Source organism: Actinomadura xylanilytica (genome assembly GCF_030283145.1).
GTDB lineage: Bacteria > Actinomycetota > Actinomycetes > Streptosporangiales > Streptosporangiaceae > Spirillospora > Spirillospora xylanilytica.
In genome coordinates this window covers 102,322-128,474 of the sequence record NZ_JASNWE010000005.1, presented here as the reverse complement: position 1 = coordinate 128,474, position 26,153 = coordinate 102,322, and the positions used below count along the sequence as shown (strand labels likewise).

Here is a 26,153-nt window from a genome sequence, read left to right as displayed (position 1 = left end):
GCAACCGGGGCCGCCCGCTGACGGCACGGCCCCCGGGCGCGCGTCCGGCGCACCCGGGGGCCATATCAGCGGGGGTCCGCGCCGGCGGGGGCGCGGCGGAGGGGGGACGGATCAGCGGCCGGCGGCGGCCTTCGCGGGCTTGGGCAGCGCGCAGTGGCGGTCGAGAACCACCTCGTTGCCGCGGCCCAGGCAGCGCGCCAGCAGGTAGGTCTGCTGGCCGTAGTGGATCCCCTGACGGACGGTCACGTTGCCCTCGCGGTCGACCTCGCAGGGGTTGTTGAGCGTGCAGCGCTCGCCGTCGTCGTTGCCGGTGTTGTTGATCCCGACCATCTGCCGGGTCCGGACGTCGATGATCGGCGAGCCGGACGTGCCGTGGATCGTCTGGCACTCGGGCGCGTACCGGATGGAGTTCTTCCAGGTCCACTCGCCCTCGCGGATCCGGTAGACCTCCGCGGCCGTCTTACAGCCGTAGATCGCCTTCCAGTAGCCGGACACGATCCGGATCTCGCTGCCGACCCGCGGCTTGGCCGCCGACAGGCGCAGCGCCGGCGACCCGTACTTCTTCTGGATCTGCGCGTAGGTGCTGTCGAGCCGGTACAGCGTCACATCGGTGTCGGTCATCGTGGCGTACTCGACCTTGGTCGCCTTCAGCGTGCCGAGCTCGTTCTCGCCGGACGGGCCGAGCAGCTTGAACGTCCGGGACGACGGCTGGTCGACGATGACCTGGCCGGCCTTCGGCATCCCGCTCTCCAGGCAGTGCCCGTTGGTCATCACCAGGGCCTTGTCGGTGTCGCGCGAGCGCGGGCCGCGGACCAGGGAGCCCGAGCAGTTGCTGAGCGCGACGATGCTCGTGAAGTCGACCTCCTTCGGCTTCCCGGCCGTCCGGGCCGTGGCCGCCGGCGCGGCGGCGGCATCGGCGGCGGCGGTGCCGGCCTGCGCCGCCCCGCCCGTCGCGGTGAGCAGGGTTCCGCCGGCGAGCACCGCGAGCGCGGCTCCGACGAGTCTTCGTCTGGGCATGGGAGGGTTCCTCTCAAGCGGGCCGGGTGGCGCGGTCGGCGCGGCCCCGGCCGGACGACGGTGTCCCGGCGGATGCTAGATCATCGCCACCCCCCGGGGAAGGACGCCGGCCCGCGTACCATCGGTTCCATGATCGAGTCACCGGTTCGCTGGGGGATCCTCGGCGCGGGCGGGATCGCCGCGGTCTTCACCGAGGACCTGCTCCGCCTGCCCGGCCACGAGGTCGTGGCCGTCGGGTCCCGCTCGGCCGACACCGCCGCCGCGTTCGCCTCCCGCCACGGCGTCCCCACGGCGCACGGCTCGTACGCCGGGCTCGCGGCCGACGAGCGGGTCGACGTCGTCTATGTCGCCACGCCCCACCCCCTGCACTACGCGCCCGCCAGGCTCTGCCTGGAGGCCGGGCGGGCGGTGCTGGTGGAGAAGCCGTTCACCACCTCGGCCGCCGACGCCGAGAGGCTTGCGGGCCTCGCCCGCGAGCGCGACCTCTTCGCCATGGAGGCGATGTGGACCCGCTTCAACCCCCTGGTCCGGAAGCTGACCGGGCTCGTCCGCGACGGGGCCGTCGGCGAGGTCACCGCGGTCTACGCCGACTTCTGCACCGCCGCGCCGTTCGACCCGCAGAGCCGCCTGTGGTCGCGTGATCTGGGCGGCGGCGCGCTGCTGGACCTCGGCTGCTACGTGCTGTCGTTCACCTGGCCGCTGCTCGGCGCCCCCGACACGGTGCGCGCGGTGTCCACGCCCGCGCCGACCGGCGTGGACGCCGCCACCGGCATCGTGCTCGGGTACGGGTCCGGAGCGCTCGCGGTGCTGCACTGCGGCTTCACCGGCGCCTCGCCGCACACCGCCACCGTGGTCGGGACGCGGGGGCGGATCGAGGTGGCGGCGCCGTTCTACCGGCCCACTTCGATGACGCTGATCCGCGACGGCCGCGACCCGGAGACCGTCACCGCCGCCTTCGAGGGGCGCGGCTACACCCACCAGGCCGAGGAGGTCGCGCGGTGCCTGCGCGCGGGGCTGGCCGAGTCACCGCTGATGCCGCTCGAGGAGTCCGTCGCCGTCCTGCGCGTCATCGAGGAGATCACCGCCCAGACCCGCTGAGGACCGGGCGGGACGCGCCCACGGTCGGGCTCGGGGGCCGGACTCAGTCGACGTCGACCCAGCCGAAGGTGCGGGTCACCGCCTTCTTCCAGCCGGCGTAACCGGTGGTGCGCTGCTCGTCGTTCCAGGTGGGCTCCCAGCGCTTGTCCTCGTTCCAGTTCCGCCGCAGTTCGTCGGTCGACGTCCAGAAACCGACAGCGAGGCCGGCGGCATAGGCGGCGCCGAGCGCGGTGGTCTCGGCGACCACCGGCTTGGACACCGGAACACCCAGAATGTCGGCCTGCAACTGCATGCACAACTCGTTGGCCGTGACCCCGCCATCCACCCGCAGCACATCCAACGCCACCCCCGAATCCTCCCGCATCGCCTCCACAACATCCCGCGACTGGTAACAGATCGCCTCCAACGTCGCACGCGCGACATGCGCATTGGTGTTGAAACGCGACAACCCGACAATCGCGCCCCGCGCATCCGACCGCCAGTACGGAGCGAACAACCCCGAAAAAGCCGGCACGAAATACACACCCCCATTGTCGGCCACCTGCGCCGCCAACGACTCGCTCTGCGCGGCACCCGAAATGATCCCGAGCTGATCGCGCAGCCACTGCACCGCCGACCCCGTCACCGCGATCGACCCCTCCAACGCATACACCGGCGCCTGATCACCGAACTTGTAGCAGACCGTCGTCAACAGGCCGCTCTTGGAACGCACCAGCTCCGTACCCGTGTTGAGGAGGAGGAAGTTGCCGGTGCCGTAGGTGTTCTTGGCCTCTCCCGGCGAAAAGCACACCTGCCCCACCGTCGCCGCCTGCTGATCCCCCAAGATCCCGCTCAACGCCACCTCACCCCGCAACGGACCATCGGACCTCGTGACGCCATACAGCTCCGAGGTCGAAGACGGCCTGATCTCGGGGAGCATCCGGCGCGGGATACCGAAGAACGACAGCAACTCGTCGTCCCAGTCCAAGGTCTCCAGATCCATCAGCATCGTGCGGCTGGCATTGGTCGGATCGGTGACGTGCACCCCGCCGTCGGTCCCGCCGGTCAGGTTCCACAACACCCAGGTGTCCATGTTCCCGAACACCGCCTCACCGCTCTCGGCGGCCTCCCGCACCCCCTCAACATTCTCCAGAATCCACTGGACCTTCCCCCCGGAGAAATACGTCGCGGGCGGGAGCCCGGCCTTCCGACGGATGACGTCGCCGCGGCCGTCGCGGTCGAGTTCAGCCGCGATGCTGTCGGTACGGGTGTCCTGCCACACGATCGCGTTGTAATACGGACGCCCAGTAACCCGATTCCACACCAGAGTGGTCTCACGCTGATTAGTGACCCCAAGCGCCACGAGATCAGAATGGCCCAGATTCGCCTTGTTCAGCGCACTCTCGATCACCGCGCGAGTACGCTCCCAGATCTCGGTCGGATTATGCTCGACCCACCCCGCCCGCGGCAGAACCTGCTCATGCTCCAACTGATGCCGCGCCACCTCGTTCCCACCATGATCAAAAATCATGAACCGGGTACTCGTGGTGCCCTGATCGATCGCGCCGACGAAGTCCGCCATGCGACTGCCTCTCCTTTGGGTCGGTGACGGGACGGCGGCCCCGGTCAGGTCACGTCGTACTCGGGCTCGGGCCCGCTCGGTGCCCTCGTGGGCACCGGCTCGTCCGGGATGCCGCGCCCGATCAGCAGGATGAACAGCGCCGCGCCGATCACCCCGCCCAGCAGCGGCGCCACGATCGGAACCCAGAAGTACAGATCGCCGTACTGGTCCCGCCAGGCGTGGTCGTACCCGGTCAGGAACTCGGCCAGGCGCGGGCCGAAGTCGCGGGCGGGGTTGATCGCGTACCCGGCGTCGGAGCCCCACGCCATCCCGATCGCCACCACCAGCAGGCCGATGACGAGCGGGGCGAGGTTGGCCAGCGGCGGGGCGTTCCGCAGGTCGGTGAGGGCCAGCACGACGAACAGCAGGATCGCGGTGCCGATCACCTGGTCGCGGAAGGCGCCCCAGGTGTGCACCGGCAGCTCGCCGTTGCCCGGCAGGGTCGAGAAGACCGTCTGGGTCTTGAGCGTGTGGCCGGGGTCGGCCTTGGCCAGCACCTCGGTGTAGTTCCACCGCACCAACAGCGCCGCAACGAACGCCCCCAGCGTCTGCGCCAGCATGAACGGCGCCACCTTGCGCCACGGGAAGCCCTTGAACAGCGCGAGCGCGAACGTGACCGCCGGGTTGATATGGCCGCCGCTGATCCGGGCGGAGACGTAGATGCCGAGCGTGACACCGAAGCCCCACGCCCAGGCGATGCTGTCGTGGTCGCCGAGGCCCGCCGCGGACACCTGCGCGACCACGCCCGCGCCGAACAGGATGAGGATCAGCGTGCCGGCGAACTCCGCCGACATCTCCCACACGAGCCCGGGGACCTTCGGCCGTTCCGCCATCTCTCCTCCTCGGACGGGGGGTGCGCGTCAGCGTTCATTCCCATCACGGAAGGTGAATAAGCAGTCACAGTCGGTCGGCCCGGCGGCCGTCAGTGCCCGCGGAACGCCTCCTCCAGCCACCAGGCCGGACGGTCGCCGGTGACCTTGGCGTCGACGAGCATCGGCCGGTCGCGGGGGCCCTCCAGCCACGCCGCGACGGCGTCCAGGTCGCCGGGGGCCCGCACGGTGGCGGCCTCGCAGCCGAAGCCGCGGCCGATCGCGGCGAGGTCGGCGGGTGGGAACCGCACGGCGTCCAGCGGGTGCCCGTCCGGCCCGAAGTGGTGCACCTCGGCGCCGTAGGCCTCGTCGTCGTAGACGACCACGAGCAGGTCGAGCCCGAGCCGGACGGCGGTCTCCAGCTCGGCCACGCCCATCAGCGCGCCGCCGTCGCCGAGCGCGGCCACCGTCAGCCGGTCCGGGCGGGCGACCGCGGCGCCGACGGCGGTCGCCAGGCCCAGCCCGATCGACTGGAACGCCTGAGTGAAGACCAGGCCGTCGGCGCCCGGTACGTCCAGGAACATGGCCGGATAGCCCATGAAGTTGCCCGAGTCGACGGCGACGGTCCGCTCGCGCGGCAGCAGGTCGTCGAGGGCGATGGTGAGCGTCCGCGGGTCGATGCGGGTGCCGTCCGCCGCGCCGGGGTGCTCGTCGTAGGGGTGGTCGCGCCAGCGCCGTTCGGCGGCGAGCCGGGCGGCCAGCCCCGCGGAGCGGTAGGCGGGCGCGGCGTGGCCGCGCGCGGCCAGCTCGGCCTCGACGGCGCGGGCGGTCGCGGCGGCGTCGCCGATCAGGCTGAGGTCGACCGGGTGGTGGGCGCCGAGGGCCCGCGCGTCCACGTCGACCTGCACGACCGTCGCGCCCTTGCCGACCAGGTTGCCGTGCCGCAGCGTCCACATGTTGAGCGAGCAGCCCCAGCCGACCAGCAGGTCGGCCTCGCCGATCAGCTCGGCCGCGGCGGGGGTGGCGAACCCGCCGCTGACGTCCAGGTCGAACGGGTCGCCGGTGAACAGCCCGCGCGCCACGGCGGACGTCGCCAGCAGCGCCCCGCAGCGTTCGGCCAGGGCCCGCAGCGGCTCGCGGGCGCCTGCGAGCCGGGCGCCGCGCCCGGCGATGAACACCGGGCGGCGGGCCGCGGCGAGCGCGTCGGCGAGCCGGGCGACGGCCCCGGGCGGCGGGACGGGCAGCAGCGGTACGGACGCGGCCCGCGGCGCCGGGCCGCGGGCGAGCGCCGTCGGCCCCGGATGCCCGGCGGCCTGCACGTCCAGGGGCAGGCCGAGCAGCACGGTGCGGCGCTCGGCTACGGCGGTCCGGCACGCGCGGGTCACGTCGGCGAGCGCGGTCTCCGGGGAGTGGACCCGTTCGGGGATGGCGCCGACCGCGGTGGCCAGCGCGGCCTGGTCGACGCGGAAGTTGGACCGGATGTCGGAGGCCGCCACCTCGCCCGCCAGCACCAGCAGCGGGGTCCGGCTCTTGGCCGCCTCCGCGATCCCGGTGAGCGCGTTGGTCAGACCGGGCCCCTGGTGCACCGACAGCACGCCGAGCCCGCCGCTCACCCGCGCGTACGCGTCGGCCATCGTCGCCGCGCCGCCCTCGTGCCGGGCGGCCACGAACCGGGCGCCGTTCGCGATCAGCGCGTTGGTGACGTGGAAGTTGCCGCTGCCGACCACCCCGAAGACGGTGCCCGCGCCGAGCCGGGCCAGGGCCTCCCCCACGGCCTCGGCGACGTTCATCTCTCGACCAGGGCGAGCACCCGGGCCGGGCTGCCGGAGCCGCCGACGATCGGCAGCGGCGTGGCGATCAGCGCCGCGCCGCGCGGCGGCAGCCGGTCCAGCCCCTGGAGCGGCGTCAGGCCGTACTTGCCGGCGCCGAGGAAGAACGAGTGGCACGGGAACGGCGGGTCGAAGGCGTGCGCGCCGCCCGCGTCGGTGCCGACCGTCTCGGTCCCGAGCCCGAGGACCGGGGTCTCCTCGGCGAGCCAGCGCGCGCACGCGGGCGAGATGCCGGGGGTGTGCGGGCCGTTCTCGTCGGCGTTGAGGAACTCCTCCTGGCCGCCCGACCTGGCGTCCCACCCGGTGCGGTAGAGCAGCCAGCCGCCCTCGGGCAGCGGGCCGTGGGCCTCCTCCCAGTCCCGCACGTGCTCGATCTCCAGCAGGAAGTCGGGGTCGGCGGCGGCCTGCGCGGAGAAGTCCAGCACCACGGCGGGGGCGATCAGGCGGCCCGGCGCGACCTGGGAGACGTCCTCGCCGTCCCGGCCGCTCGCCCAGTGCACCGGCGCGTCGAAGTGGGTGCCGACGTGCTCGCCCGTGGTGAAGTCGTTCCAGTACCAGGCGGGGCCGCGGTCGTCGTAGCGGCTGATCTCGCGCAGCGAGAACGGCACGGTGTTGGCGAAGGGCTCCGGGAGCTGAAGGATCGGCGTCGACTCCGACAGCGGCGCGGTCAGGTCGACCACTTCGATGGATCCGTCCGCGACGGCGGCGAGCAGCTGGGCGAGCACGGCCCCAGTCCTTTCCACGAGCTTCCTGCGATACGGCGGGCGGCGGGCGCCCGCGCGGTGCCCCGAACGTACCGGCATCGGGGACCGATAGGAAGATTCAGCCGAGCAGCCCGCCGAGCCTGCCCTCCAGCAGGACTTGCAGCTCGCCGAGGGGGCCGGCCCCTCCGCCGTCCCGCGCCGGGGGGGCGTCCAAGACGCTGACCAGATCATCTACGCGTGAGATATACGGGCCGTCCCCACGCCCCAGGTGACTGTGTGCTTATGACCAGATTCGGCGCGCGAATTCGTTGCCCCGCAACGTCGACGCGCCGCCGCGCATCGAGCATCATCAGGAGGTTTCCCGGCCGTTCCCCCCTCGGAGGTCCGATGCGCCACAGGCCCTGGACTCTTGCCCTCGCCACCGCCGCCGTCACCGCAGGACTCGCCGCTCCCCCGGCGCTCGCCACCGTGCCGTCCGGCGCCGTGCCGTCCGGCGCGGTCCCGTCCGGCACCGGGGCCTTGGGAGCCGAGCCCGGTCCGGGGGCGCGGAACCTGAAGCCGGCCGCCCCGTCCGCGGCCGTCACCGGGAACGCGGCGGGCTTCGACCCGCTCACCGCCTCGTCCGATCCGGTGGAGCTGCGCGACGCGCCCCGCGACCTGTCCAAGGTGACCTACACCCACAAGGGGCAGAAGCACACGCTCGACGACTACCTCGCGCGCACCGGCACCCAGGGGTTCGTCGTTCTGGACGGCCTGAACGTGGTGTTCGAGCGCTACGTCACCACCAACCGCGACACCCTCTTCCAGTCGTGGTCCATGGCCAAGTCGTTCACCTCGGCGGCGGTCGGCATCGCAATGCACGAGGGCTTCATCGGCTCCATCGACGACACCGTCACCCGGTACGTCCCGGAGCTGAAGGGCTCGGGCTACGACGGGGTGTCCCTGCGCGACCTGCTGCGGATGTCGTCCGGCATCGCCTGGGACGAGACGCTGGACGTGCCGCCGGTGCACGTCGCCGCGAGCCTCGGCCTCCCGATCACCGAGATGGCCCGGCAGCGCAGGCGCGGCTGGGAGCCCGGCAGCCGGTTCGAGTACACGAGCATGAACTCGTTCGTGCTCTCCTGGATCGTCGCCAAGGCCACCGGCACCCCGTACCACGCCTACGTGCAGCGCAAGATCTGGGAGCCCGCCGGGATGGGCTCCCGGGCGTACCTGGGCAACGACTCCAACGGCAACAGCCTCGGCTACTGCTGCTACTACGCCACCGACCGCGACTTCGCCCGGTTCGGGCTGCTCTACCTCAACGGCGGCAGGGCCAACGGCCGCCAGGTCGTGCCGCGTTCGTGGGTGGCCGAGTCGACCCGGCCCTCCGCCCCGTTCAACCAGGGGTACGGCCTGCAATGGTGGCTCGGCGAGGACGGCGACTTCGAAGCCAACGGCCTGGCCGGGCAGCACATCTACGTCTCGCCCCGGAACGGCGTGGTCATCGTGAAGTCGACGCTCGCCACCGTCGTCGGCGAGGACGAGTCCGACGACGCGTTCCGCGCCGTCGCCGCAGCGGTCGCCGCGGCCCGCACCGGGGCCCGGGCCCGCTGACCGGCCGTGCCCGCGCGGACGCCCCGCCCGCAGGGCCCGCGCGGGGCGCCTCACTCCCCCTGGAGCCAGGGGTAGCGGGCGGTGTCGGCGCCCGCGTAGTCGGGATCGAGGTAGACGAACAGCCGCTGGATCAGGAAGTCGCGGATCTCGAACACGTCGCACCAGCGGCCCGCGCCCCGCTCGGGGACGCCCGCCCGCCACGCCCCGTCCCGGTGCTCGCCGTGGCTGGTGCCCTCGGCGACCAGGGTGTCGCCGCCGGAGCACACCCAGTTGATCGTGGCGTAGTGGTGCCGGATCGAGGTGAGCGTCGCGCCGACCTCGGCGAGCAGCCGGCCGATCTCGGCCTTGCCGGTCGCCAGCCCCCACTTGGGGAAGTAGAACTGGGCGTCCCCGGCGAACAGGTCGAGGAGGGGGGCGCCGTCCGAGGTCGTCCCGCCGCCGTCGAGGCCCTTGAGGTACTCCAGCGCGACCGACCTGCGCTGCTCGTCCGTCATGCTCTGCCTGCTGACCGCCATGCGCTCACCCGTCCGTGTGCCGACACGCCGCCCGGCCCCACGCTACCGGCCGGACGCCCGGGACGGGGCGGCTGGACCAAACCGGCGCCCAGGAAGTTAGGCTTACCTAATAACCATCGTCCGAAGACCTGTCAGCGGAGGCACGCATGGCGACCGAGAGGGTGCGCAGGAGCCCGAGAGTGAACCGCGGGACCGTGCTGCGCAAGGAGCGGGTCACCCCGCACATGATCCGCGTGGTGATCGGCGGCGAGGGGCTGGCCGGCTTCGGCGCGGGCGAGTTCACCGACCACTACGTGAAGCTGCTGTTCGCACAGAAGGGGGTGGACTACCCCGAGCCGTTCGACATGGACCGGATCCGCGCCGAGTACCCGCGCGACCAGTGGCCGGTCACCCGGACCTACACCGTCCGGTCCTGGGACCCCGACGCGGTCGAACTGGCGATCGACTTCGTCCATCACGGCGACAAGGGCCTGGCCGGGCCGTGGGCGGCGCGCGTCGAGCCGGGCGAGGAGGTGCTGTTCCTCGGGCCGGGCGGCGCGTACGCGCCGAGCCCCGACGCCGACTGGCATCTGCTCGTCGGCGACGAGAGCGCCCTCCCGGCGATCGGCGCCGCGCTCGAGCGGGTCCCCGACGGCACGCCCGCGCGGGTGTTCATCGAGGTGGAGGGCCCCGAAGAGGAGCAGAAGCTCCCGGCCCCGGCAGGCGCCGAGGTCGTGTGGCTGCACCGGGACGGCGGCCCGGTCGGCGACGCGCTGGTGCGCGCCGTCCGCGACCTGGAGTTCCCGGACGGGACGGTGCACGCGTTCGTGCACGGTGAGGCCGGCTTCGTCAAGGACCTGCGCCGGCACCTACGGGTCGACCGCGGACTGCCGCTCGACCGGCTGTCGATCTCCGGCTACTGGCGGCGCGGCCGGGACGAGGACGGCTGGCAGTCGTCCAAGCGCGAGTGGAACCGCCAGGTCGAGGAGGAAGAGGCCAAGGCGCTGTCCTGACCGCGCCGACCGGGTGGGGCGTCCTCGGGCAGAATGGCTGCCCGTGTTGATGGAAGTGGAATCGTGGCATCCGGGGCATGAGCGTTCCATCGTGGTGGCGCCGAGCGTGGGGGACGTCGTGTCGGCGATCGCCTCGGTCCGCGCCGCCGAGAGCGCGACGGTGTCCTTCGGCGAGGGCGCCGAGGGCGTGACCGTGGCGTTCGGCGACGGCGCGGACGCCGTGGAGATCCTTGCGGCCGGGCTGATCATCGGAGTCAGCCGCGGTCACCACACGGCCGTGGCCGTGAACGGGGACGACTGGATGGTCCTGGTGGGCGACCCCGGCGCGACCGGCGAGGTGGAGCTGAACCTGGGCGGTCAGCCCGCCGGGCATCCACGCCGCCGGCTCGTCAGCGAGGAAGACGCGACCGCCGTCGCGCTGGAGTTCGCCGTCACGGGCGGGCTGGACTTCTCGCGCGGGGCATGGGAGTCGCCGGGCTGAGCGGACCCGGTCGGCGCTAGGCGGTGATCTCGGCCGCCTCGCCTTCGGGGTCCTGGTCGCCGGCGAAGCCCGGCAGCCACCGCACGGCCTCGGCGCGGAGCGCGACCTCGGCCTCCAGCTGGCACAGCACGCCCCCGCAGCCCGCCAGCGCGCGGCTGACGGCCAGGTACTGGGGCGGCAGCCGGAGCTGGCGGGCCAGGGCCCCGGGCCGCATGTCCGAGGCGACCCCGAACCCGTGCGCGGTCTGACGGCGCATCCACTCGCGGGTGTACCGCAAGCGCTCCTCGGCGAACGGCGTCGCGTGCGGGACGACGAGGGCGGCGACCTGCTCGGGATCCACCTCGCCGCCCGGGTCCAGGAAGCCCTCCTCGCGCAGGGCCGCCACGATCTCCTCGGACGTGCCGAGGGTGCCGATCCGCAGCAGCCTGCCGATCGACCACTGGAGCTCGGCCGGGACGCGGGCCGCGCCGCCGAAGTCCATGACGCCGAGGCGCCCGTCGTCCAGCAGCCGGAAGTTGCCCGGGTGCGGGTCGATGTGGATCATCCCGCAGCGGGCCGGGCCGGACAGCAGGAACCGGAAGAGGAGCTGCCCGGCGCGGTCGCGGTCCTCCCGCGTCCCCGCGGCGATGACCTCGGCCAGCGGGGTGCCGCCGAGCCACTCGGTGACCAGGACGTTGCCCGACTGGGCCACGACCGCGGGCACCAGGATGTCGGGATCGCCGGCGTAGGCGTCGTGGAAGGCGGTCTGCGCGCGGGCCTCGTCGACGTAGTCGAGCTCCTTCTCGAGCCGCCGCTTGAGGTCGGCGACGACCGGCTTGACCTCGACGCCCGGGAACAGCGGGTTGATCAGCCGGCTCAGCCGGGAGATCTGGTTGAAGTCGCTCATCAGCGCGCGCCCGGCGCCGGGGTACTGCACCTTGACCGCGACCTCGCGGCCGTCGTGCCAGACCGCCCGGTGCACCTGCCCGATCGAGGCGGCGGCGGCCGGCCGGTCGGCGAACTCGGCGAACCGGTCGCGCCAGTCCGGGCCGAGCCCCTCGGCCAGGACGCGGTGGGTGGTGGCGGCGGGCATCGGCGGCGCCGACTCCTGAAGCCGGGTCAGGCTGGCGCGGAAGGGCCCGGCGAGCTCCTCCGGCAGCCCGGTCTCGAAGATCGACAGGAGCTGGCCGACCTTCATCGCGCCGCCCTTGAGCTCGCCCAGCACCGAGAAGAGCTGCTCGGCGGTGCGGCGCTGCACCTCGAGCGCGACGGCCTCGGCGGGGCGTCCGATGGTCCGCTTGCCGAAGCCGAGCGCGGTGCGGCCGGCGAACCCGAGGGGCAGGCTCGCCAGCTTGGCGGTCCGCGTCACCGCGCGGCGGGGTATGTCACTCACGGCTGACCGTCCCAACTGTCGTCGTTCGGCGTAGCGCACGACGCTCGCAGCCTCTCATATAGGGCAATCCCGGCGATATATCCCGCACGGCCATAAAGCCGGGCTGCGGGCGGCTCACCGGCCCGGCCGGACCAGCGGGAACGCGATCGTCTCGCGGATGGGCCGGCCGGTGAGGGTGATCAGCAGCCGGTCGACGCCCATGCCCATGCCGCCCGCCGGGGGCATCCCGTGCTCCAGCGCGCGGAGGAAGTCCTCGTCGAGCTCCATCGCCTCGGGGTCGCCGCCGGCGGCCTGGAGCGACTGCTCGACGAGCCGCCGCCGCTGGAGGATCGGATCGGTCAGCTCGGAGTAGGCGGTGCCGAGCTCCATTCCGAAGACGATCAGGTCCCACTTCTCGGCGAGCCGGTCGTCCGCGCGGTGCGGGCGGGTGAGCGGGGAGGTCTCGGCCGGGTAGTCGCGGACGAAGGTGGGGGCCTTGAGCCCGGACTCGACCAGCGCCTCGAACAGCTCCTGGACGAGGCGGCCCTGACCCCAGGCGGGATCGGGCTCCATCCCGGCCCTCCCGGCGTGCCGCCGGACCACGTCGAGGGCGGTGCCGGGCCCGACCTCCTCGCCGAGGGCCTCCGACACCGACCCATAGACGGTGACCTCCCGCCAAGGCCCGGCCAGGTCGTGCTCCACACCGTCGCGGACGACGATCGTGGTGCCGAGCGCGGCGCGGGCGCCGGCGATCACCAGGTCGCGGATGAGCACGGCCATGGTGTCGTAGTCGCCGTACGGCTCGTAGGCCTCCAGCATGGTGAACTCGGGATTGTGCGCGGCGTCGGCGCCCTCGTTGCGGAAGTCGCGGCCCAGCTCGAACACCTTCCCGACCCCGCCGATCAGCAGCCGCTTGAGATACAGCTCGGGCGCGATCCGCAGGTAGAGCCGCATGTCGTAGGCGTTGATCCGGGTCGTGAACGGCCGGGCCGACGCGCCGCCGTGCACCGGCTGGAGGATCGGCGTCTCGACCTCCAGGTAGCCGCGCTCGCGCAGCACGTCGCGGACGGCGCGCACCGCGTCGCCGCGCCTGTGCAGCATCCGCCTGGCCTCGTCGCTGCCGATCAGCTCGACCGTGCGGCGGCGCACCCGCGCCTCGGGGTCGGCCAGCCCGGTCCGCTTGCCCGGCAGCGGGTGCAGGCACTTGGCGGTCAGCGTCCACGCGGACGCGAGCACCGACAGCTCGCCGTGCCGACTGGCGACCACCTCGCCGGTCACCCCGACCTGGTCGCCGAGGTCGATCATCGACTTCCAGCCGGCCAGCGCGTCCGCGCCGAGCGTGTCGGCGGCCAGCATCACCTGGAGGTCGCCGGTCTCGTCGCGCAGCGTCACGAAGATCAGCCGGCCGTGCTCGCGGGCCAGCACCACCCGGCCGGCGATGGACGCGCGCCGGCCGGTGGCCGCGCCGGCGGCGAGCCCGCCGAACCGGGATCGCAGGCCCGCGGCGACGTCGGTCCGCTCGAAGCCCGGCGGGTAGGGGTCGACGCCCGCCGCGCGGATGCGCTCCAGCTTCTCGTACCGGACCCGCTCCTGCTCCGAGGGCCGGCGCCTGGGGGCGCGGCCCTCGCCGGCGCGCCGCTCGATCTCGGCGATCCGGCCGACCAGCTCTGGCGTGGGCGCCCGGTGCGCCGCCCCGTCGAGCCGCCGCCGGGTGAGGGTCGGCACGAACCCTTCGGCGCGCCCGTACGCCAGCCCGAGCCGGATCAGGCCGCCGCTCACGTGGGCGAAGCACACGTACCGCGGCACCCAGTCGGGGTGGTATTTGGCGTTGGACAGGTACAGCGACTCGAGCTGCCAGAACCTGGAGGCGAGCGACAGCACCCGGTAGGCCAGCCGGGTGACCGGGCCGGCGCCGATCTGCGAGCCGCGCTCGAAGGTCGAGCGGGCCACCGCGAAGTTGAGCGAGACGCGGCGGGCGCCGACCGCGGCCGCCCGCTCGGCGAGCTTGGCGACCATGAACTCGTTCAGCCCGTTCTCGGCCGCCGCGTCGCGCCGCATCAGGTCGAGCGAGAGGCCGTCGCGCCCCCATGGGACGAAGCTCAGCAGCCCGTGTAGCACCCCGTCGGCGTCGAACGCCTCGACCATCACGCAGCGGCCGTCGGTCGGGTCGCCGAGCCGTCCGAGCGCCATCGAGTAGCCGCGCTCGGTCGCCCCCTCGCGCCACTGCTCGGCGCGCTGCACGATCGCGGTCATCTCGACGGCGGGGATCTGCTCGTGCCGCCGGACCCGGACCGTGTAACCGGCCCGCTCGACCCGCCGCACCGCCTGCCTGACCTGCCGCATCTCGCGGCCGTCCAGATTGAAGGCCGTGGTGTCGACGATCGCCTCGTCGCCGAGCTCCAGCACGTTCAGGCCGTGCCGCCGGTAGGCGACGGCGGCGCGCTCGCCCACGCTGACCGCGCCGGGCGTCCACGCGTGCGCCTGGCACTCGCCGAGCCACGCCTCGATCGCCTGGTCCCACGACTCGGGGTCGCCGAGCGGGTCGCCGCTGGCCAGGCAGACCGGCCCGAGGGCCCGGTAGGCGATGGCGGCCCGGCCGTTCGGCGCGACCAGCAGGTCCTTGTCGCGGCGCAGCGCGAAGTAGCCGAGCGAGTCCTCCTCGCCGAAGGCGGCCAGCAGCTCGCGGGCGCGCAGCTCCTCGGCCGGGGTGAGCACCGCGTCGCGGTGGGCCGGCCGGAACAGCGCCCACACGGTGAGCATCAGCAGCCCTGTGCCGAGCACGCCGAGGAACATGTCGACCCAGCCCGGCACGGCGACCTCGACGGTGTCGCCGGTCACGCCCGCGCCGACGAGCGTCTGGACCGCCACATACACCGGCTCGGTCCAGAACCCGCCCTTCGGGTCGCGGTCGGTGAGCCACACCAGGGAGGTGCCGATCAGGCCGCTGACCACCAGCAGCGCGCCGAAGACCCGCAACGCCAGCCGCAGGTTGGCGCGGTCGGGGAGCGTGCGGAACTCGCGCCGCGCCGCGGTCAGCAGCACCAGCGCCGCCCCGTAGCCGACCGCGGCCAGCCACTCGCCGATGCCCGGCCCGAACCCGGGCCCGGCGGCGCCGAGGAGCAGGGCCAGCACCGACAGCCCGAAGAACAGCACGAGCAGGGCCAGGGTGATCCGCCAGGCCGCCTTCTTGCGGCGCCGCACCCCGTTGGACAGCAGGATGAGCAGGACGCCCCACGGCATGCTGGGCAGCCAGCCGAAGTAGCCGATCCAGCGCAGGATCCACACGTCGAGCAGCCGCTCGAGCCAGTCGGCCGACAACCAGGCCAGGATCGAGACCACGCCGGACAGCCGCAGGTACCACGCCAGCGCCGCCGGTACGGCCTCGACCACCGTTCTCGTCCGCACCATGTCCCCCGACCGATGCCGTCCGCCCGGCCCGCGAGCGGCCGTCAGCCCACTTTACCCAGGTCGGCGGCGGGCCGGAGGGGGCAGGCGGGCACCGGCGTGGTCACCGTCGTGGACGCCGACCGGTCCACTGTCGCCGACGCCGCCGAGGACGACGAGCCGATGGCGGTGTTCGACGCCTGGAGACGCTGGGGGCCGTCCCGGAGCGCTAGGAGGGGCCGCGTTCCGCAGGTGGAGCGGATTCCGCGGCGGCGGCGGTGGTGCCCGTGGCCGCGCGCGGCGGGCGGAGCAGCAGTAGGACGGCCGCCAGGAGCAGCAGGACCACCGCCCCGTCCAGCCAGTAGTGGTTGGCGGTGGCGACCACGACCGCGACGGTGAGGAGCGGGTGCGCCGCCCACAGCCACCGCCACCGGGTGCGGCTGCTGACGATCAGCCCGACCGCGATGACGACGGCCCACCCGATGTGCAGCGACGGCATGGCGGCGTACTGGTTGGCGACGGTGTCGGTCTGCGGCGCCCCGTACACCGCGGGCCCGTACTCGGCGCCCGTGTCGATCAGGCCGGTGGCGGTGAGCATCCGGGGCGGGGCAAGCGGGAGGAGCAGGTGCAGCGCCAGCCCGGCGCCGGTGAGCGCCACCACCACCCGCCGGATCCAGCGGTAGTGGAAGGGCCGCCGCAGGTAGATCCAGAGCAGGAACGCGATCGTCGCGGGGAAGTGCACGTAGGCGTAGTAGGAGTTGGCCACGTGCACGAGCGCGTGGCTCTGGAGCAGCCCGTGCTGGACGGTCACCTCGCTCGGCAGCCGCAGGTCCCGCTCCAAATCCCAGACCCGGTGCGCGTTCCCGAACGCCTCGCCGACCCGTCCGGTCGCCGCCAGCCGGCCCAGCTTGTAGACGCAGAACAGCACGGTGATCAGCAGCAGCTCCCGGACCGGCCGCGGCCGGGGCCGCCGGCCGGGACCGCCGTCCGGCCGCACCGGCCCGGCGGGGCGGCCCGGTCTCCGGAGCCGGGGCGGCTGCTGGAGCAGGTTCATGTGCGGTCCTTCGGGGGGTGGGCACCGCGGGGGGCGGTGCGGAGGGGGGTGGTCCCCGGACCGCCCGTCCTCGGCGGGCGGCCCGGGTTCGTTCAGCGGGCGCGGGTGTCCTCCAGTTCTCGTTCCCCGTCCGGGCGGGGAACGCTCTCGCCGTCGCCGAGCAGATGCCGCAGCCTCTCACCCTCGACGTCGACGTCGGGCAGGATCTTGGCGAGCGGGGACGGCAGCCACCACGCGGCCCGCCCGAAGAGCGCCATCACCGCCGCCCGGGGATGGAGAAGTCGCTGGAGGTCGGGCCCTTGAGCGCGGCGGCGCCGACGCCCATGAGCACCAGCAGCCCCACCCAGAGCAGGGCGACGAGCCTGCGCCGCCGGAAGGAGAACCGGCCGAGCCGGTAGAGGAAGGTGGCCAAGAGAGAACCCATCGATGCAGGGAACGCCGGGAGGCGGCCGGAGCGGTCACTAGGGCGCGCGAGACTCGCCGCGCGACCTGGCGGGTCGCCGGGCTGCGGTCACGGGAGGTCCCGTGAGCCCCGCGGTGGGGGTGGGATGCCGCCTTGGAGGGGCCGGCGCACGGCCGGCGGCGGGCCGGCGCCGGACGCGGGTCAGGCGGGACGCGGATCGGGCGGCGGGAGCCCGGCGCGGAGCTGCGCGAACGCGGAGTCGATCAGCTCGGGCAGGTCGGCGCCGGTCCCGCCGTTCACCCGGGCCTCGGCGACGACGCGCAGCGTCACCGCCACCACCCCGGCGAGCAGGTGCGGGTAGAGGTCCCGCCCGGCGTCGGTGCCGGTGCGGTCCGCGATCACCTCGGCGATCTGCCGCTGGATCTCGCCGAGCCCGCCGAGCTGGCGGGCCAGCAGCGCCGGCTCGTCCTTGATCACGCGCAGCAGCGCGAGGGTCTCCTCGCGGGGGCCGGACGGCAGGCCGGCGCCCAGCACCGCGCGCAGCGACGTCCAGACCGGCTCGGCGGCCGGCCGGGCCCGCAGCGCGTCGATCAGGTCGCGGGCGCCGTCGGTCAGCGGGGAGACGATCGCCTCTTCCTTGCCCGCGAAGTAGTTGTGGAAGGTGCGCGGCGAGACGCCCGCCTCGGCGGCGATGCCCTCGACCGTCACGCCCGCGGCACCGTGCCGGATCGCCAGGCGCAGCGCGGCCCGGCTCAGCGCCTCGCGGGTCGCGGCCTTCTTCCGTTCGCGCAGACCGAGGCCGGTCTCCACGGTCATCGGGGCTCCACGGTCATGAAGACCACCGTAGACCAAACTTGCACAACCCGCAAAATTTCAGGCGCTGCCATATTGGGTGATGTGCATCTCATCCCGGTCCGGGCCCGATGGCCGCCGGCCGGTCAGCAGGCCACCGGCGGGCTCTCCCTCCCGGTGCCCTGGTAGGCGCCCTGGAACTGGAACCCGGGCAGCGCCCGGTACGTGCCGCGCGCGGGCTTGGCCGTCACCTGGTACGTGCAGGTCAGGCTGGCGCAGCGCGATGAGACCCAGCGGCGTTCTGCTGGCCGAGCATCTTGACGGGTGCCGGGGGCGACGGCATGAGGGCCGGACTGGCGGCGGCAGGGGTGTCAGGTGTGGCGGGCGGAGCGAGCGCGGGCGCTGAAGCAGGTGCGGAGGCGGAGGCGGGTACGGGTGCGGACGCCGGTGCGCCGGTCGTGGCGGCCTCCGGCACCACCGGCGGCGGGACGAGCGCGAACGGGGCCGTCCGGGCGGCCGTCGCGATGTCGAGCAGGCGGTGGCCGAGCGCGAGCGCGGCGGGACGGGCGGCGGGGTGCTTGGCGAGGCACTCCTCGATGAGCGGCCACAGCCCGTCCGGGAGGCCGGGCACCGGCTCGGGCTCCGCGCTCAGATGGCCCCGCATCACGGCTCCCGGATGGTCGCCGCGGAAGGGCAGCTCTCCCGCCACCAGCTCGTACAGCGTGACCCCGGCGGCATACACGTCGGCGGCCGGGGTGACCGGCTCTCCGCTCAGCACCTCGGGCGCCAGGAAGGCGGGCGTGCCCGCGATGGCGCCCGCCGCGGTGACGGTGGTCTCGTCGAGGATGCGGGCGACGCCGAAGTCGGCGAGCCGGACCGGCGAGGTGCCGGCCCGGCATGGTCGAGCAGCACGTTGGCGGGCTTGAGGTCGCGGTGCACCGTGTCGGCGGCGTGCACCGCCGCGAGCGCCGTGCACACCTGCGCGACCAGCCAGGCCGCCTCGGCGGCGGGCAGCCGCCCGCCCCGGCGGCGCCGGTAGGCCCGCAGGTCCTCGCCCGGCACCAGGTCCATCACCAGCGCGAGCCGGTCGCCCTCCACGATCATGTCGTGCACCGCGACCACGTTGGCGTGCCTGACCCGCAGCAGCGCGGTCCGCTCCCGGACGAACCGGGTCAGCGCCGCCGGGTTCCCGGCCAGTTCCGGACGGAGCAGCTTGATCGCGTAGGCGGTGCCGGTGCGGGTGTCGCGGCCCCGCCACACCACTCCCATGCCGCCCTCGCCGAGCCGTTCCTCCAGCACGTACCGGCTCCCCAGCGGAAGCCCGTCGTCGGTCATCCGGTGGCCCCTTCTCCCCGTCCGAGGGGAGCCTAGACCACTACGTCAGGGGCAATCCGGTGTAATTCTCGGCCAGTGACGCCGCCGCGGCCGGGGAGGACGCCACGTAGTCCAGGTGCGACCGCTGGAGCCTCCGGGCGAAGTCGTCCGCCTGCGGGTCGGTGTGCAGCAGCGTCGTCATCCAGTACGAGAAGTGCTCGGCGCGCCAGACGCGCCGCAGGCAGGTGGCCGAGTAGGAGTCGAGCAGCGCCTCGGAGCCGGAGGCGTACCGCTCGGTGAGCGCGCGGGCCAGCACGGTCACGTCGGAGACCGCCAGGTTGAGGCCCTTGGCGCCGGTCGGCGGGACGATGTGCGCGGCGTCGCCGGCCAGGAACAGCCGGTCGTGCCGCATCGGCTCGGCGACGAAGCTGCGCATCGGGGTGATCGACCGGTCGGTGATCGGCCCCTCGTCCAGCGTCCAGCCGTCGCCGGTGCCGAGCCGGACCGCCAGCTCGTCCCAGATCCGCGCGTCCGGCCAGGCCGCGATCTCCTCGTCCGGCGCGACCTGGAGGTAGAGCCGGCTCACTGCGGGCGAGCGCAGGCTGTGCAGCGCGAACCCGCGGTCGTGGTGGGCGTAGATCAGCTCGCCCGTGGACGGCGGGACGTCGGCGAGGATCCCCAGCCACGCGAACGGGTACTCGCGCGAGAACGTGCGGACCCCCGGCACCGCCGGGCGGCCCACCCCGTGGAAGCCGTCGCAGCCGGCGATGTAGTCGCAGTCCAGGGTGTGCGTCCGGCCGTCCTGCCGGTAGGTCACGCTCGGGCCGGACGGGTCGATCTCCACCGCCCGCGCCCCGAACCGGACGTCGCCGCCGTCCGCGAGCCGCAGTGCGACCAGGTCCTTGACGATCTCGGTCTGCGCGTAGACGGTCACCGTGCGGCCGGTCAGGTCGGTGAGCGGGATACGGTGCCCGGCGCCGCCGAACCGCAGCTCCAGGCCGTGGTGCACGAGGCCCTCGCGGTCGAGGCGCTCGCCCGCGCCGCAGCCGCGCAGCACGTCGGTCGTGCCCTGCTCCAGCATCCCGGCGCGCTGCCGGTGCTCGACGTAGGCCCGGTCGCGGCCCTCCAGCACCACCGACGCGATCCCCTGCCGGTGCAGCAGCCGGGACAGCAGCAGGCCGGCCGGGCCTCCCCCGACGATCGCGACCTGGGTGCGCATGGCGCCTCCTCCTGCTCGCTCTCCCCCGCCGGCTCCGGCCGGCTCCCGCCGAATCGTCCCGCGCGCCGGCGCGGCCTCAGGAGCCGGTCTTCCGCTCAGCGGAAGGCTCGTCGGGGCGTCCGGCCGAGCCGCCCCGCCAGTGCGCCGCCACGTCGCGGGAGAGGGCGCGCGCGGCGGTGGTCAGGGGCGGCAGCAGCCGCCGCACGTCGGCGCTGCGGGTCCGCGCCACCAGCGACAGCGCGGCGGCCACCCGGCCGGACGCGTCGAACACCGGGGCCGCGACCGAGGCCGCGCCGAGCGTCATTTCGTCGCGGGTCACCGCGAAGCCGGTGCGGCGGACCTGCTCCAGGGAGCGGCGCAGCTCGGCCGGGTCGGTGACGGTGCGGGCCGAGTGCCGGTCCAGACCCCCGGCGAGGACGGCCTCGCGGACCGCCTCGGGCGCGTACGCGAGCAGCACCTTGCCGACGCCGGTGGCGTGCAGCGGCAGCGACGCGCCGACCTGGGTGACGACCGGGACCGAGCGGGTGCCGCGCAGCCGCTCGACGAACAGCGCCCGCCCGTCGCGCAGCACGGCGAGCTGCACGTTGTCGTGCGTCGCCTCGTAGAGGTCCTCCATGTGCGGCAGGGCCAGCTCGCGCAGCCCGGTGACCGCCGGGGCCTGGCTGCCGATCCGCCACAGCCGGGTCCCGATGCGGTACGTACCGTCCGGCACCCGCTCCAGGAAGCCGCCCGCGGCCAGCTCGCCGACCAGCCGGTGCCCGGTCGCGAGCGGCAGCCCGGCCCGGCGGCAGATCTCGCTGAGGTTGAGCCGCACCCCGCCGGCGGCGAAGGCGTCCAGGATCGCCATCACCTTGCCCGCGACGCTGATCGGCCGCGCCCGCTCCGCCATGTTCCTCCCGGTCCTCACTCCTGCTCGGCAAGTACCCGCTGGGCGACGGCGAACGCGGAATTGGCGGCGGGGACCCCGCAGTAGATCGCGGTCTGGAGCAGGACCTCCTTGATCTCGTCCTCGGTGAGGCCGTTGCGGAGCGCGGCGCGCACGTGCATGGCCAGCTCGCCCTCGTGGCCCCCGGCGACCAGGGCGGTGAGCGTGATGCAGCTCCGGGTGCGGCGGTCCAGGCCCGGCCGGGTCCAGATCTCGCCCCACGCGTACCGGGTGATGAGGTCCTGGAAGTCGGCGGTGAACCCGGTGGTGCCCGCCGCGGCCCGGTCGACGTGCGCGCCGCCGAGCACCTCGCGCCGCACCACCAGTCCCGCCGCGTGCCGCCGCCGGTCGCCCTCGGCGAGGGCGTCCGCCCGCCCGGCCGCGTCCACCCGCCCGGCCGCGTCCGCCCGCTCGCCCGTGTCCGCCCGCTCGCCCGTGTCCAGCTCGTCGCTCATCGGTGGAGTCCCTTCCAGGTCAGGTCCAGGTGCCCGGTGATCGCGTCGGTGACCGGGCCGGGGCGCTCGGCGCTCGCCAGGTGGCCCGCGGCGCCGATGACGACCAGCCGGGCGCCGGGGATGCCCGCGGCCAGCACGTCGGCATGGGCTCCGCGCGGCGTCGCGACGTCCTCGGCCCCGGCGACGACCAGCGCCGGCGCGGTGATCTCGCCGAGGCGGGCGGTGACATCGAACCGGGCGAGCGCCTCGCAGCAGCCGGCGTAGCCCTCGGGGTCCACCGCGCGCAGCATCGCGACGTAGGGCCCGGCACCGGTGAAGCCGGGGGTGAACCAGCGCCCGGCGGCCGTGCCGGCGATCGGCCCGAGGCCCTCGCGGCGGACGAGCGCGGCCCGCTCGAGCCAGGGCTCCGGCGGCCCGAAGTGCGAGGACGTGCAGCACAGGACCAGGCTGCCCACCCGGCCGGGCGCGGCCAGGGCGAGGGCCTGGCCCACGGCCCCGCCGAGCGACACCCCGGCGCAGGCGGCCCGGCCGATCCCGTACCGGTCGAGGAGGCCCGCCACCCCGGCGGCGAGGTCCTCGACGGTGAACGGCCCGGCGGGCGGGGGCGCACCTCCGTGGCCGGGCAGCTCGTACCGCAGGGTCCGCCAGCGGGCGAGCGCGGGCAGCTGGGGGTTCCAGAGGGCCGAGGTGGTGCCCAGGGAGGGCCCGAGGACCAGGACGGGCGCGTCCTCGGGGCCGTCGAAACGGTGCTTCAAGATCATGCGCGGATCCTTCGGTACGCCTCGTACGCGGCCAGGGCGCGGTCGGTCATGGCGGGGGCGGCGCCGACGCCGGGGTCGCCGGGCAGGACGTCGAGCAGGGCGCCGAGGTTGGCGGCCATCCGCCCGGCGTCGGCCTCCAGGCCGTCCAGCATCTCGGCGGCGGTCTCGGCGGCGCCGCCGGTGAGGCGCAGGCACTCGCGGAGCGGCTGCCATTCGGCGTGCCATTCGCCCGCGGGCCGCTCGTGCGGCGCGGACATCGAGGCGAACAGGACCTGGGCGTAGGCGGGGACCTGGAGCGCCGCCGACCGGACCATGGTGGCCAGCGCCGGGTTGCGCTTGTGCGGCATCGCCGACGAGCCGCCCCGGCCGGGCGCCGCGGGCTCGGCCACCTCGGCGACCTCGCTCTGCGCGAGCAGCACCACGTCGGTGGCGACCTTGCCGAGCGCGCCCGCGGTCAGCGCGAGCGCCGAGCCCAGCCCGGCGACCGGCGTGCGGCGGGTGTGCCAGGGCAGCACCGGCCGGTCCAGGCCGGTCTCGGCGGCGTACGCGGCGAGCAGGTCCAGGCCGAGGTCGCCGAAGCCGTCCAGGGTGCCGGCGGCGCCGCCGAGCTGGACCGGCAGGGCGAGGCCGGCGAGCGCGTCGCGCGCGTCCAGGACGCCGAGGAGCCACCCGGCGGCCTTCGCGCCGAACGTGGTGGGCAGCGCCTGCCGGCCCAGGGTGCGTCCCGCCATCGGGGTGCCGCGGTGGTGCGCCGCGATCCCGGCCAGCGCGTCCAGTGCCCGGTCGAGCCGGGCGAGGACGACGCGCCTGGTCCGGGCCGCGACGAGCATGGCGCCGGTGTCGACGATGTCCTGGCTGGTGGCGCCCCGGTGCGCGTGCTCGCCCGCCGGGCCGGCCAGCCGCCGCAGGTCGGCCAGCAGCGGGACCACCGGGTTGGCCGCGCCGCGCGCCCGGCGGGCCAGGGCGGGCAGGTCGAAGCGGTCGGCGCGGGCCGCCTCGGTGATCGCCGCGGCGGCGTCCGCGGGGACGATCCCGAGCCGGGCCTGGGCGCGGGCGAGCGCGGCCTCGGCGTCCAGCATCGCCTGGAGCCACGCCAGGTCGCCGGTCGCCGCCTCGGCGCCCGTCCCGGCCCGGACCGGGGACAGCAGCCCCACGTCCGGCGAAGCCTCAGAATCCAAGGAAGACCGTCTCCCCTTCACCCTGGAGGTGGATGTCAAAACGGTACGCCCCGCCGTCCTCACGCTCGGCGACAAGGGTGCCCCGGCGGGCGGCCGGGACCGCCGCGAGCAGCGGGTCGCCCGCGTGGACAGCGCCGTCCTCGGGGAAGTACAGCCGGGTGAAGACCGGCTTGAGCAGGCCCCGGGCGAAGACCAGCACCGCGATGAAGGGGGCCGCGCCGCCCCCGCCGGCGGCGCCGGGCTTGACGGTGTCGAACCAGTAGTGGCCGTCCGGGCTGGTCGCGCACCGGCCGAAGCCGGAGAAGCCGTGCCCGGCGCGGCGCAGCCCGCCGGGGCGGCGCGGGACCTCGCCGTCCTCGTCGGCCTGCCAGATCTCGACGAGCGCGTCCGGGACGGCGGTGCCCGCACCGTCGAGGACGCGGCCGTGCACCCGGATCGCGCCGGGCCGCCAGCCGGGGACGACCTCGGGCCCGGTCTCGTACGGCAGCGCGTGCGCGAAGAAGGGGCCGACGGTCTGCGAGGGCGTGGCCCGCAGGTGCGGAGCGGTCATCTCATGCCTCCGTCGGGGTGTCGCCGAGGACGATGTCCCACTGGTAGCCGAGCGCCCACTCGGGCTCGGTGGCGTCCAGGTCGAACCGCGAGACCAGCAGGTCGCGGTCGTCCTGCTCGGGGATCGACCGGAGGATCGGGTCATGGGCGAAGAGCGGGTCGCCCGGGAAGTACATCTGCGTGACCAGGCGCTGCGCGAACGCGGTGCCGAACACCGAGAAGTGGATGTGCGCCGGGCGCCAGGCGTTGCGGTGGTTGCGCCACGGGTAGGCGCCGGGCTTGATCGTGACGAAGCGGTAGCGGCCCTCGCCGTCGGTGAGGCAGCGCCCCGCGCCGGTGAAGTTCGGGTCGAGCGGCGCGGGGTGCCGGTCGCCGCCGTGCGCGTACCGTCCGGCGGCGTTGGCCTGCCACACCTCGACCAGCGCGCCGCGCACCGGGCGGCCCGAGCCGTCCAGCAGCCGGCCGGTCACGATGATCCGCTCGCCGAGCGGCTCGCCGGGGTGCCGCCCGGTCAGGTCGGCGTCCAGCGCGCCGAGTTCCTCGTGCCCGAAGACCGGGGAGGTCAGCTCGACGCTGTCGGGCCCGAGCACGGGCATCACCGGCTCGTGCGCGGGGGCGCGCAGAACGGTGCTCCGGTAGCCCGGGTACAGGTAGGGCGGGTGGCTCATGCGGGGCCCCCCTCGGCCGGGACGGCCACGGCCGCCCCGGTGGCGGTGCGGACCTCGGCGGCGGTGACGCCGGGCGCGGTCTCGCTCAGGACCAGGCCGTCCGGGGTGACGTCCAGGACGCCGAGGTCGGTGATGATCCGGTCGACGCAGCCGGTCCCGGTCAGCGGCAGCGCGCAGCTCTCGACGATCTTGGGCGAGCCGTCCCGGGCGGTGTGGCCCATCACCACGATCACCCGGCGGGCACCGTGGACCAGGTCCATCGCGCCGCCCATCCCCTTGATCATCTTTCCGGGGACCGACCAGTTGGCCAGGTCGCCGCGGGCCGAGACCTCCATCGCGCCGAGCACCGCGATGTCGATGTGGCCGCCGCGGATCATGCCGAACGACAGCGCGGAGTCGAAGCAGGACGCGCCCGGCAGGACCGTCACCGTCTCCTTCCCCGCGTTGATCAGGTCGGGGTCGACCTCGTCCTCGCCGGGGTAGGGGCCGACGCCCAGCACGCCGTTCTCGGCGTGCAGGACCACGTGCCGGCCCTCGGGCACGTATCCGGGGATCAGCGTCGGGAGCCCGATGCCGAGGTTGACGTAGGCGCCGTCGGGAAGCTCGGCCGCCGCACGGGCCGCGATCTCGTTCCTGGACCAGGCCATCAGGACCGCTCCCCTCCCCGCGCCGTCACCGTGCGCTTCTCGACCGGCTTGTCGGCCGCCTGCGCGGGGGTCAGCTCGACCACGCGCTGGACGAACACGCCCGGCAGGTGCACCGCGTCGGGGTCGATCTCGCCGGGCTCGACCAGCCGCTCGACCTCGGCCAGCGTGACCCGGCCGGCCATCGCGCACAGCGGGTTGAAGTTGCGGGCGGCCCGGTCGAAGACCAGGTTGCCGTGCCGGTCGCCCAGGGCCGCGCGGACCAGGGCGACGTCGGTGGTGATGCCCTCCTCCAGCACGTGGCGGCGCCCGCCGAACTCGCGGACCTCCTTGGCCGGGGACGCGATCGCGACGGTGCCGTCCGGCGCGTACCGCCAGGGCAGCCCGCCGTCGGCGACCATCGTGCCGACGCCGGCGGGGGTGTAGAACGCGGGGATGCCCGCGCCGCCCGCGCGCAGCCGCTCGGCGAGGGTGCCCTGCGGCATCAGCTCGACCTCGATCTCGCCGGCCAGGTACTGCCGGGCGAACTCCTTGTTGTCGCCCACGTACGAGCCCATGGCGCGCGCGATCCGCCCGGCGGCGAGCAGCCGGCCGAGCCCCCGGCCGTCGAGCCCGCAGTTGTTGGAGACCACCCGCAGATCGCCGGTGCCCCGCTCGTACAGGGCGCCGATCAGCACCGCCGGCACCCCGCAGAGCCCGAAGCCCCCGACGGCCAGCGAGGCCCCGTCACCGATACCGGCGACGGCCTCCGCCGCCGAGGCCACGACCTTGTCCATGTGCCTCCCCATCCGCTCCCCGGCGCGCCCCGGTCACCG

Annotated in this window: 26 protein-coding genes and 1 pseudogene; 4 read left to right on the top strand and 23 right to left on the bottom strand. The window is 74.5% G+C overall.

Annotated features, from left to right (window positions below; all coding sequences use genetic code 11):
* Nucleotides 1–111: 111 nt before the first annotated feature.
* Complete coding sequence (locus QP090_RS30385) at nt 112–1,017, bottom strand: trypsin-like serine peptidase (RefSeq protein WP_285942943.1); 906 nt, start codon at nt 1,015–1,017, stop codon at nt 112–114.
* A 129-nt stretch (nt 1,018–1,146) separates the two neighbouring features.
* Between QP090_RS30385 and QP090_RS30380 the strand changes: the two genes are divergently transcribed.
* Nucleotides 1,147–2,115, top strand: a complete 969-nt coding sequence (locus tag QP090_RS30380) for a Gfo/Idh/MocA family protein (RefSeq protein WP_285942942.1) — start codon at nt 1,147–1,149, stop codon at nt 2,113–2,115.
* Nucleotides 2,116–2,158: 43 nt separating this feature from the next.
* Here QP090_RS30380 and glpK read toward each other — a convergent pair whose 3' ends face one another.
* The 4 genes from glpK to QP090_RS30360 form a co-directional block, all read right to left on the bottom strand.
* The gene (gene glpK / locus QP090_RS30375) at nt 2,159–3,676 is read right to left on the bottom strand and encodes a glycerol kinase GlpK (RefSeq protein WP_285942941.1); all 1,518 of its coding nucleotides are present in this window, start codon (nt 3,674–3,676) and stop codon (nt 2,159–2,161) included.
* 44 nt (nt 3,677–3,720) lie between these two features.
* The gene (locus tag QP090_RS30370; protein WP_285942940.1) at nt 3,721–4,548 is read right to left on the bottom strand and encodes an MIP/aquaporin family protein; all 828 of its coding nucleotides are present in this window, start codon (nt 4,546–4,548) and stop codon (nt 3,721–3,723) included.
* 89 nt (nt 4,549–4,637) lie between these two features.
* A complete protein-coding gene (locus tag QP090_RS30365) occupies nt 4,638–6,314 on the bottom strand; it encodes a thiamine pyrophosphate-binding protein (protein WP_285942939.1) in 1,677 nt (558 codons plus the stop codon).
* Complete coding sequence (locus tag QP090_RS30360) at nt 6,311–7,078, bottom strand: cyclase family protein (protein WP_285942938.1); 768 nt, start codon at nt 7,076–7,078, stop codon at nt 6,311–6,313. Before QP090_RS30360 ends, QP090_RS30365 begins: the two co-directional genes overlap by 4 nt.
* Before the next feature lie 366 nt (nt 7,079–7,444).
* Here QP090_RS30360 and QP090_RS30355 point away from each other — a divergent pair, with 366 nt between their 5' ends.
* Nucleotides 7,445–8,653 carry a serine hydrolase domain-containing protein gene (locus QP090_RS30355; protein WP_285942937.1) on the top strand — a complete coding sequence of 403 codons (1,209 nt, stop codon included), beginning with the start codon at nt 7,445–7,447 and terminating at the stop codon, nt 8,651–8,653.
* Nucleotides 8,654–8,703: 50 nt separating this feature from the next.
* Here the strand turns inward: QP090_RS30355 and QP090_RS30350 are convergent, their stop codons facing one another.
* The gene (locus tag QP090_RS30350; RefSeq protein WP_285942936.1) at nt 8,704–9,168 is read right to left on the bottom strand and encodes a nuclear transport factor 2 family protein; all 465 of its coding nucleotides are present in this window, start codon (nt 9,166–9,168) and stop codon (nt 8,704–8,706) included.
* Between the two features lie 146 nt (nt 9,169–9,314).
* Between QP090_RS30350 and QP090_RS30345 the strand changes: the two genes are divergently transcribed.
* On the top strand, nt 9,315–10,160 hold the full coding sequence (locus QP090_RS30345; protein ID WP_285942935.1) for a siderophore-interacting protein: 846 nt from the start codon (nt 9,315–9,317) through the stop codon (nt 10,158–10,160).
* Between the two features lie 43 nt (nt 10,161–10,203).
* Nucleotides 10,204–10,641 carry an Imm1 family immunity protein gene (locus tag QP090_RS30340; RefSeq protein ID WP_285942934.1) on the top strand — a complete coding sequence of 146 codons (438 nt, stop codon included), beginning with the start codon at nt 10,204–10,206 and terminating at the stop codon, nt 10,639–10,641.
* Between the two features lie 16 nt (nt 10,642–10,657).
* Here QP090_RS30340 and QP090_RS30335 read toward each other — a convergent pair whose 3' ends face one another.
* The 17 genes and pseudogenes from QP090_RS30335 to QP090_RS30255 form a co-directional block, all read right to left on the bottom strand.
* Nucleotides 10,658–12,013, bottom strand: coding sequence for an ABC1 kinase family protein (locus QP090_RS30335; protein ID WP_285942933.1), 1,356 nt, complete (start codon nt 12,011–12,013; stop codon nt 10,658–10,660).
* 114 nt (nt 12,014–12,127) lie between these two features.
* Nucleotides 12,128–15,400 carry a bifunctional lysylphosphatidylglycerol synthetase/lysine--tRNA ligase LysX gene (gene lysX, locus QP090_RS30330; RefSeq protein WP_285942932.1) on the bottom strand — a complete coding sequence of 1,091 codons (3,273 nt, stop codon included), beginning with the start codon at nt 15,398–15,400 and terminating at the stop codon, nt 12,128–12,130.
* A gap of 205 nt (nt 15,401–15,605) precedes the next feature.
* Nucleotides 15,606–16,430, bottom strand: a complete 825-nt coding sequence (locus tag QP090_RS30325) for a phosphatase PAP2 family protein (RefSeq protein ID WP_285942931.1) — start codon at nt 16,428–16,430, stop codon at nt 15,606–15,608.
* 92 nt (nt 16,431–16,522) lie between these two features.
* Nucleotides 16,523–16,687 (bottom strand): hypothetical protein, encoded by a 165-nt coding sequence (locus tag QP090_RS30320; RefSeq protein WP_285942930.1) that lies wholly within the window; start codon nt 16,685–16,687, stop codon nt 16,523–16,525.
* Entirely contained in the window at nt 16,687–16,854 is a 168-nt protein-coding gene (locus QP090_RS30315) for a hypothetical protein (RefSeq protein ID WP_285942929.1), read from the bottom strand. Before QP090_RS30315 ends, QP090_RS30320 begins: the two co-directional genes overlap by 1 nt.
* A gap of 180 nt (nt 16,855–17,034) precedes the next feature.
* Entirely contained in the window at nt 17,035–17,649 is a 615-nt protein-coding gene (locus tag QP090_RS30310) for a TetR/AcrR family transcriptional regulator (protein ID WP_285942928.1), read from the bottom strand.
* 241 nt (nt 17,650–17,890) lie between these two features.
* Complete coding sequence (locus QP090_RS30305; RefSeq protein ID WP_285943824.1) at nt 17,891–18,472, bottom strand: protein kinase domain-containing protein; 582 nt, start codon at nt 18,470–18,472, stop codon at nt 17,891–17,893.
* Nucleotides 18,397–18,960, bottom strand: coding sequence for a serine/threonine-protein kinase (locus QP090_RS30300; protein WP_285942927.1), 564 nt, complete (start codon nt 18,958–18,960; stop codon nt 18,397–18,399). Before QP090_RS30300 ends, QP090_RS30305 begins: the two co-directional genes overlap by 76 nt.
* 40 nt (nt 18,961–19,000) lie before the next feature.
* Nucleotides 19,001–20,158 carry a 4-hydroxybenzoate 3-monooxygenase gene (locus tag QP090_RS30295; protein ID WP_285942926.1) on the bottom strand — a complete coding sequence of 386 codons (1,158 nt, stop codon included), beginning with the start codon at nt 20,156–20,158 and terminating at the stop codon, nt 19,001–19,003.
* A 76-nt stretch (nt 20,159–20,234) separates the two neighbouring features.
* Entirely contained in the window at nt 20,235–21,047 is an 813-nt protein-coding gene (locus tag QP090_RS30290) for an IclR family transcriptional regulator (protein ID WP_285942925.1), read from the bottom strand.
* Nucleotides 21,048–21,061: 14 nt separating this feature from the next.
* A pseudogene (gene pcaC, locus QP090_RS30285) lies at nt 21,062–21,424 on the bottom strand (4-carboxymuconolactone decarboxylase); the annotation flags it as partial.
* Between the two features lie 110 nt (nt 21,425–21,534).
* Entirely contained in the window at nt 21,535–22,299 is a 765-nt protein-coding gene (locus tag QP090_RS30280; protein WP_285942924.1) for an alpha/beta fold hydrolase, read from the bottom strand.
* On the bottom strand, nt 22,296–23,477 hold the full coding sequence (gene pcaB, locus QP090_RS30275; protein WP_285942923.1) for a 3-carboxy-cis,cis-muconate cycloisomerase: 1,182 nt from the start codon (nt 23,475–23,477) through the stop codon (nt 22,296–22,298). Before pcaB ends, QP090_RS30280 begins: the two co-directional genes overlap by 4 nt.
* Nucleotides 23,467–24,027 carry a protocatechuate 3,4-dioxygenase subunit alpha gene (pcaG, locus tag QP090_RS30270; protein ID WP_285942922.1) on the bottom strand — a complete coding sequence of 187 codons (561 nt, stop codon included), beginning with the start codon at nt 24,025–24,027 and terminating at the stop codon, nt 23,467–23,469. The genes pcaB and pcaG overlap by 11 nt, the downstream gene beginning before the upstream one ends.
* A 1-nt stretch (nt 24,028) precedes the next feature.
* Entirely contained in the window at nt 24,029–24,694 is a 666-nt protein-coding gene (gene pcaH, locus QP090_RS30265) for a protocatechuate 3,4-dioxygenase subunit beta (RefSeq protein ID WP_285942921.1), read from the bottom strand.
* Nucleotides 24,691–25,341, bottom strand: a complete 651-nt coding sequence (locus QP090_RS30260; protein ID WP_285942920.1) for a 3-oxoacid CoA-transferase subunit B — start codon at nt 25,339–25,341, stop codon at nt 24,691–24,693. Before QP090_RS30260 ends, pcaH begins: the two co-directional genes overlap by 4 nt.
* A complete protein-coding gene (locus QP090_RS30255) occupies nt 25,341–26,114 on the bottom strand; it encodes a CoA transferase subunit A (protein WP_285942919.1) in 774 nt (257 codons plus the stop codon). Before QP090_RS30255 ends, QP090_RS30260 begins: the two co-directional genes overlap by 1 nt.
* Nucleotides 26,115–26,153 lie beyond the last annotated feature (39 nt).

Coding starts and splice junctions, on each gene's coding strand:
- lysX (WP_285942932.1), bottom strand. CDS start 15,400: ATGGTGCGGACGAGAACGGTGGTCGAGGCCGTACCGGCGGCGCTGGCG.
- glpK (WP_285942941.1), bottom strand. CDS start 3,676: ATGGCGGACTTCGTCGGCGCGATCGATCAGGGCACCACGAGTACCCGG.
- QP090_RS30365 (WP_285942939.1), bottom strand. CDS start 6,314: ATGAACGTCGCCGAGGCCGTGGGGGAGGCCCTGGCCCGGCTCGGCGCG.
- QP090_RS30380 (WP_285942942.1), top strand. CDS start 1,147: ATGATCGAGTCACCGGTTCGCTGGGGGATCCTCGGCGCGGGCGGGATC.
- pcaH (WP_285942921.1), bottom strand. CDS start 24,694: ATGAGCCACCCGCCCTACCTGTACCCGGGCTACCGGAGCACCGTTCTG.
- QP090_RS30385 (WP_285942943.1), bottom strand. CDS start 1,017: ATGCCCAGACGAAGACTCGTCGGAGCCGCGCTCGCGGTGCTCGCCGGC.
- pcaG (WP_285942922.1), bottom strand. CDS start 24,027: ATGACCGCTCCGCACCTGCGGGCCACGCCCTCGCAGACCGTCGGCCCC.
- QP090_RS30260 (WP_285942920.1), bottom strand. CDS start 25,341: ATGGCCTGGTCCAGGAACGAGATCGCGGCCCGTGCGGCGGCCGAGCTT.
- QP090_RS30315 (WP_285942929.1), bottom strand. CDS start 16,854: ATGGGTTCTCTCTTGGCCACCTTCCTCTACCGGCTCGGCCGGTTCTCC.
- QP090_RS30345 (WP_285942935.1), top strand. CDS start 9,315: ATGGCGACCGAGAGGGTGCGCAGGAGCCCGAGAGTGAACCGCGGGACC.
- QP090_RS30255 (WP_285942919.1), bottom strand. CDS start 26,114: ATGGACAAGGTCGTGGCCTCGGCGGCGGAGGCCGTCGCCGGTATCGGT.
- QP090_RS30280 (WP_285942924.1), bottom strand. CDS start 22,299: ATGATCTTGAAGCACCGTTTCGACGGCCCCGAGGACGCGCCCGTCCTG.
- QP090_RS30295 (WP_285942926.1), bottom strand. CDS start 20,158: ATGCGCACCCAGGTCGCGATCGTCGGGGGAGGCCCGGCCGGCCTGCTG.
- QP090_RS30300 (WP_285942927.1), bottom strand. CDS start 18,960: ATGACCGACGACGGGCTTCCGCTGGGGAGCCGGTACGTGCTGGAGGAA.
- QP090_RS30325 (WP_285942931.1), bottom strand. CDS start 16,430: ATGAACCTGCTCCAGCAGCCGCCCCGGCTCCGGAGACCGGGCCGCCCC.
- QP090_RS30350 (WP_285942936.1), bottom strand. CDS start 9,168: ATGGCGGTCAGCAGGCAGAGCATGACGGACGAGCAGCGCAGGTCGGTC.
- QP090_RS30310 (WP_285942928.1), bottom strand. CDS start 17,649: ATGACCGTGGAGACCGGCCTCGGTCTGCGCGAACGGAAGAAGGCCGCG.
- QP090_RS30290 (WP_285942925.1), bottom strand. CDS start 21,047: ATGGCGGAGCGGGCGCGGCCGATCAGCGTCGCGGGCAAGGTGATGGCG.
- QP090_RS30355 (WP_285942937.1), top strand. CDS start 7,445: ATGCGCCACAGGCCCTGGACTCTTGCCCTCGCCACCGCCGCCGTCACC.
- QP090_RS30370 (WP_285942940.1), bottom strand. CDS start 4,548: ATGGCGGAACGGCCGAAGGTCCCCGGGCTCGTGTGGGAGATGTCGGCG.
- QP090_RS30320 (WP_285942930.1), bottom strand. CDS start 16,687: ATGGCGCTCTTCGGGCGGGCCGCGTGGTGGCTGCCGTCCCCGCTCGCC.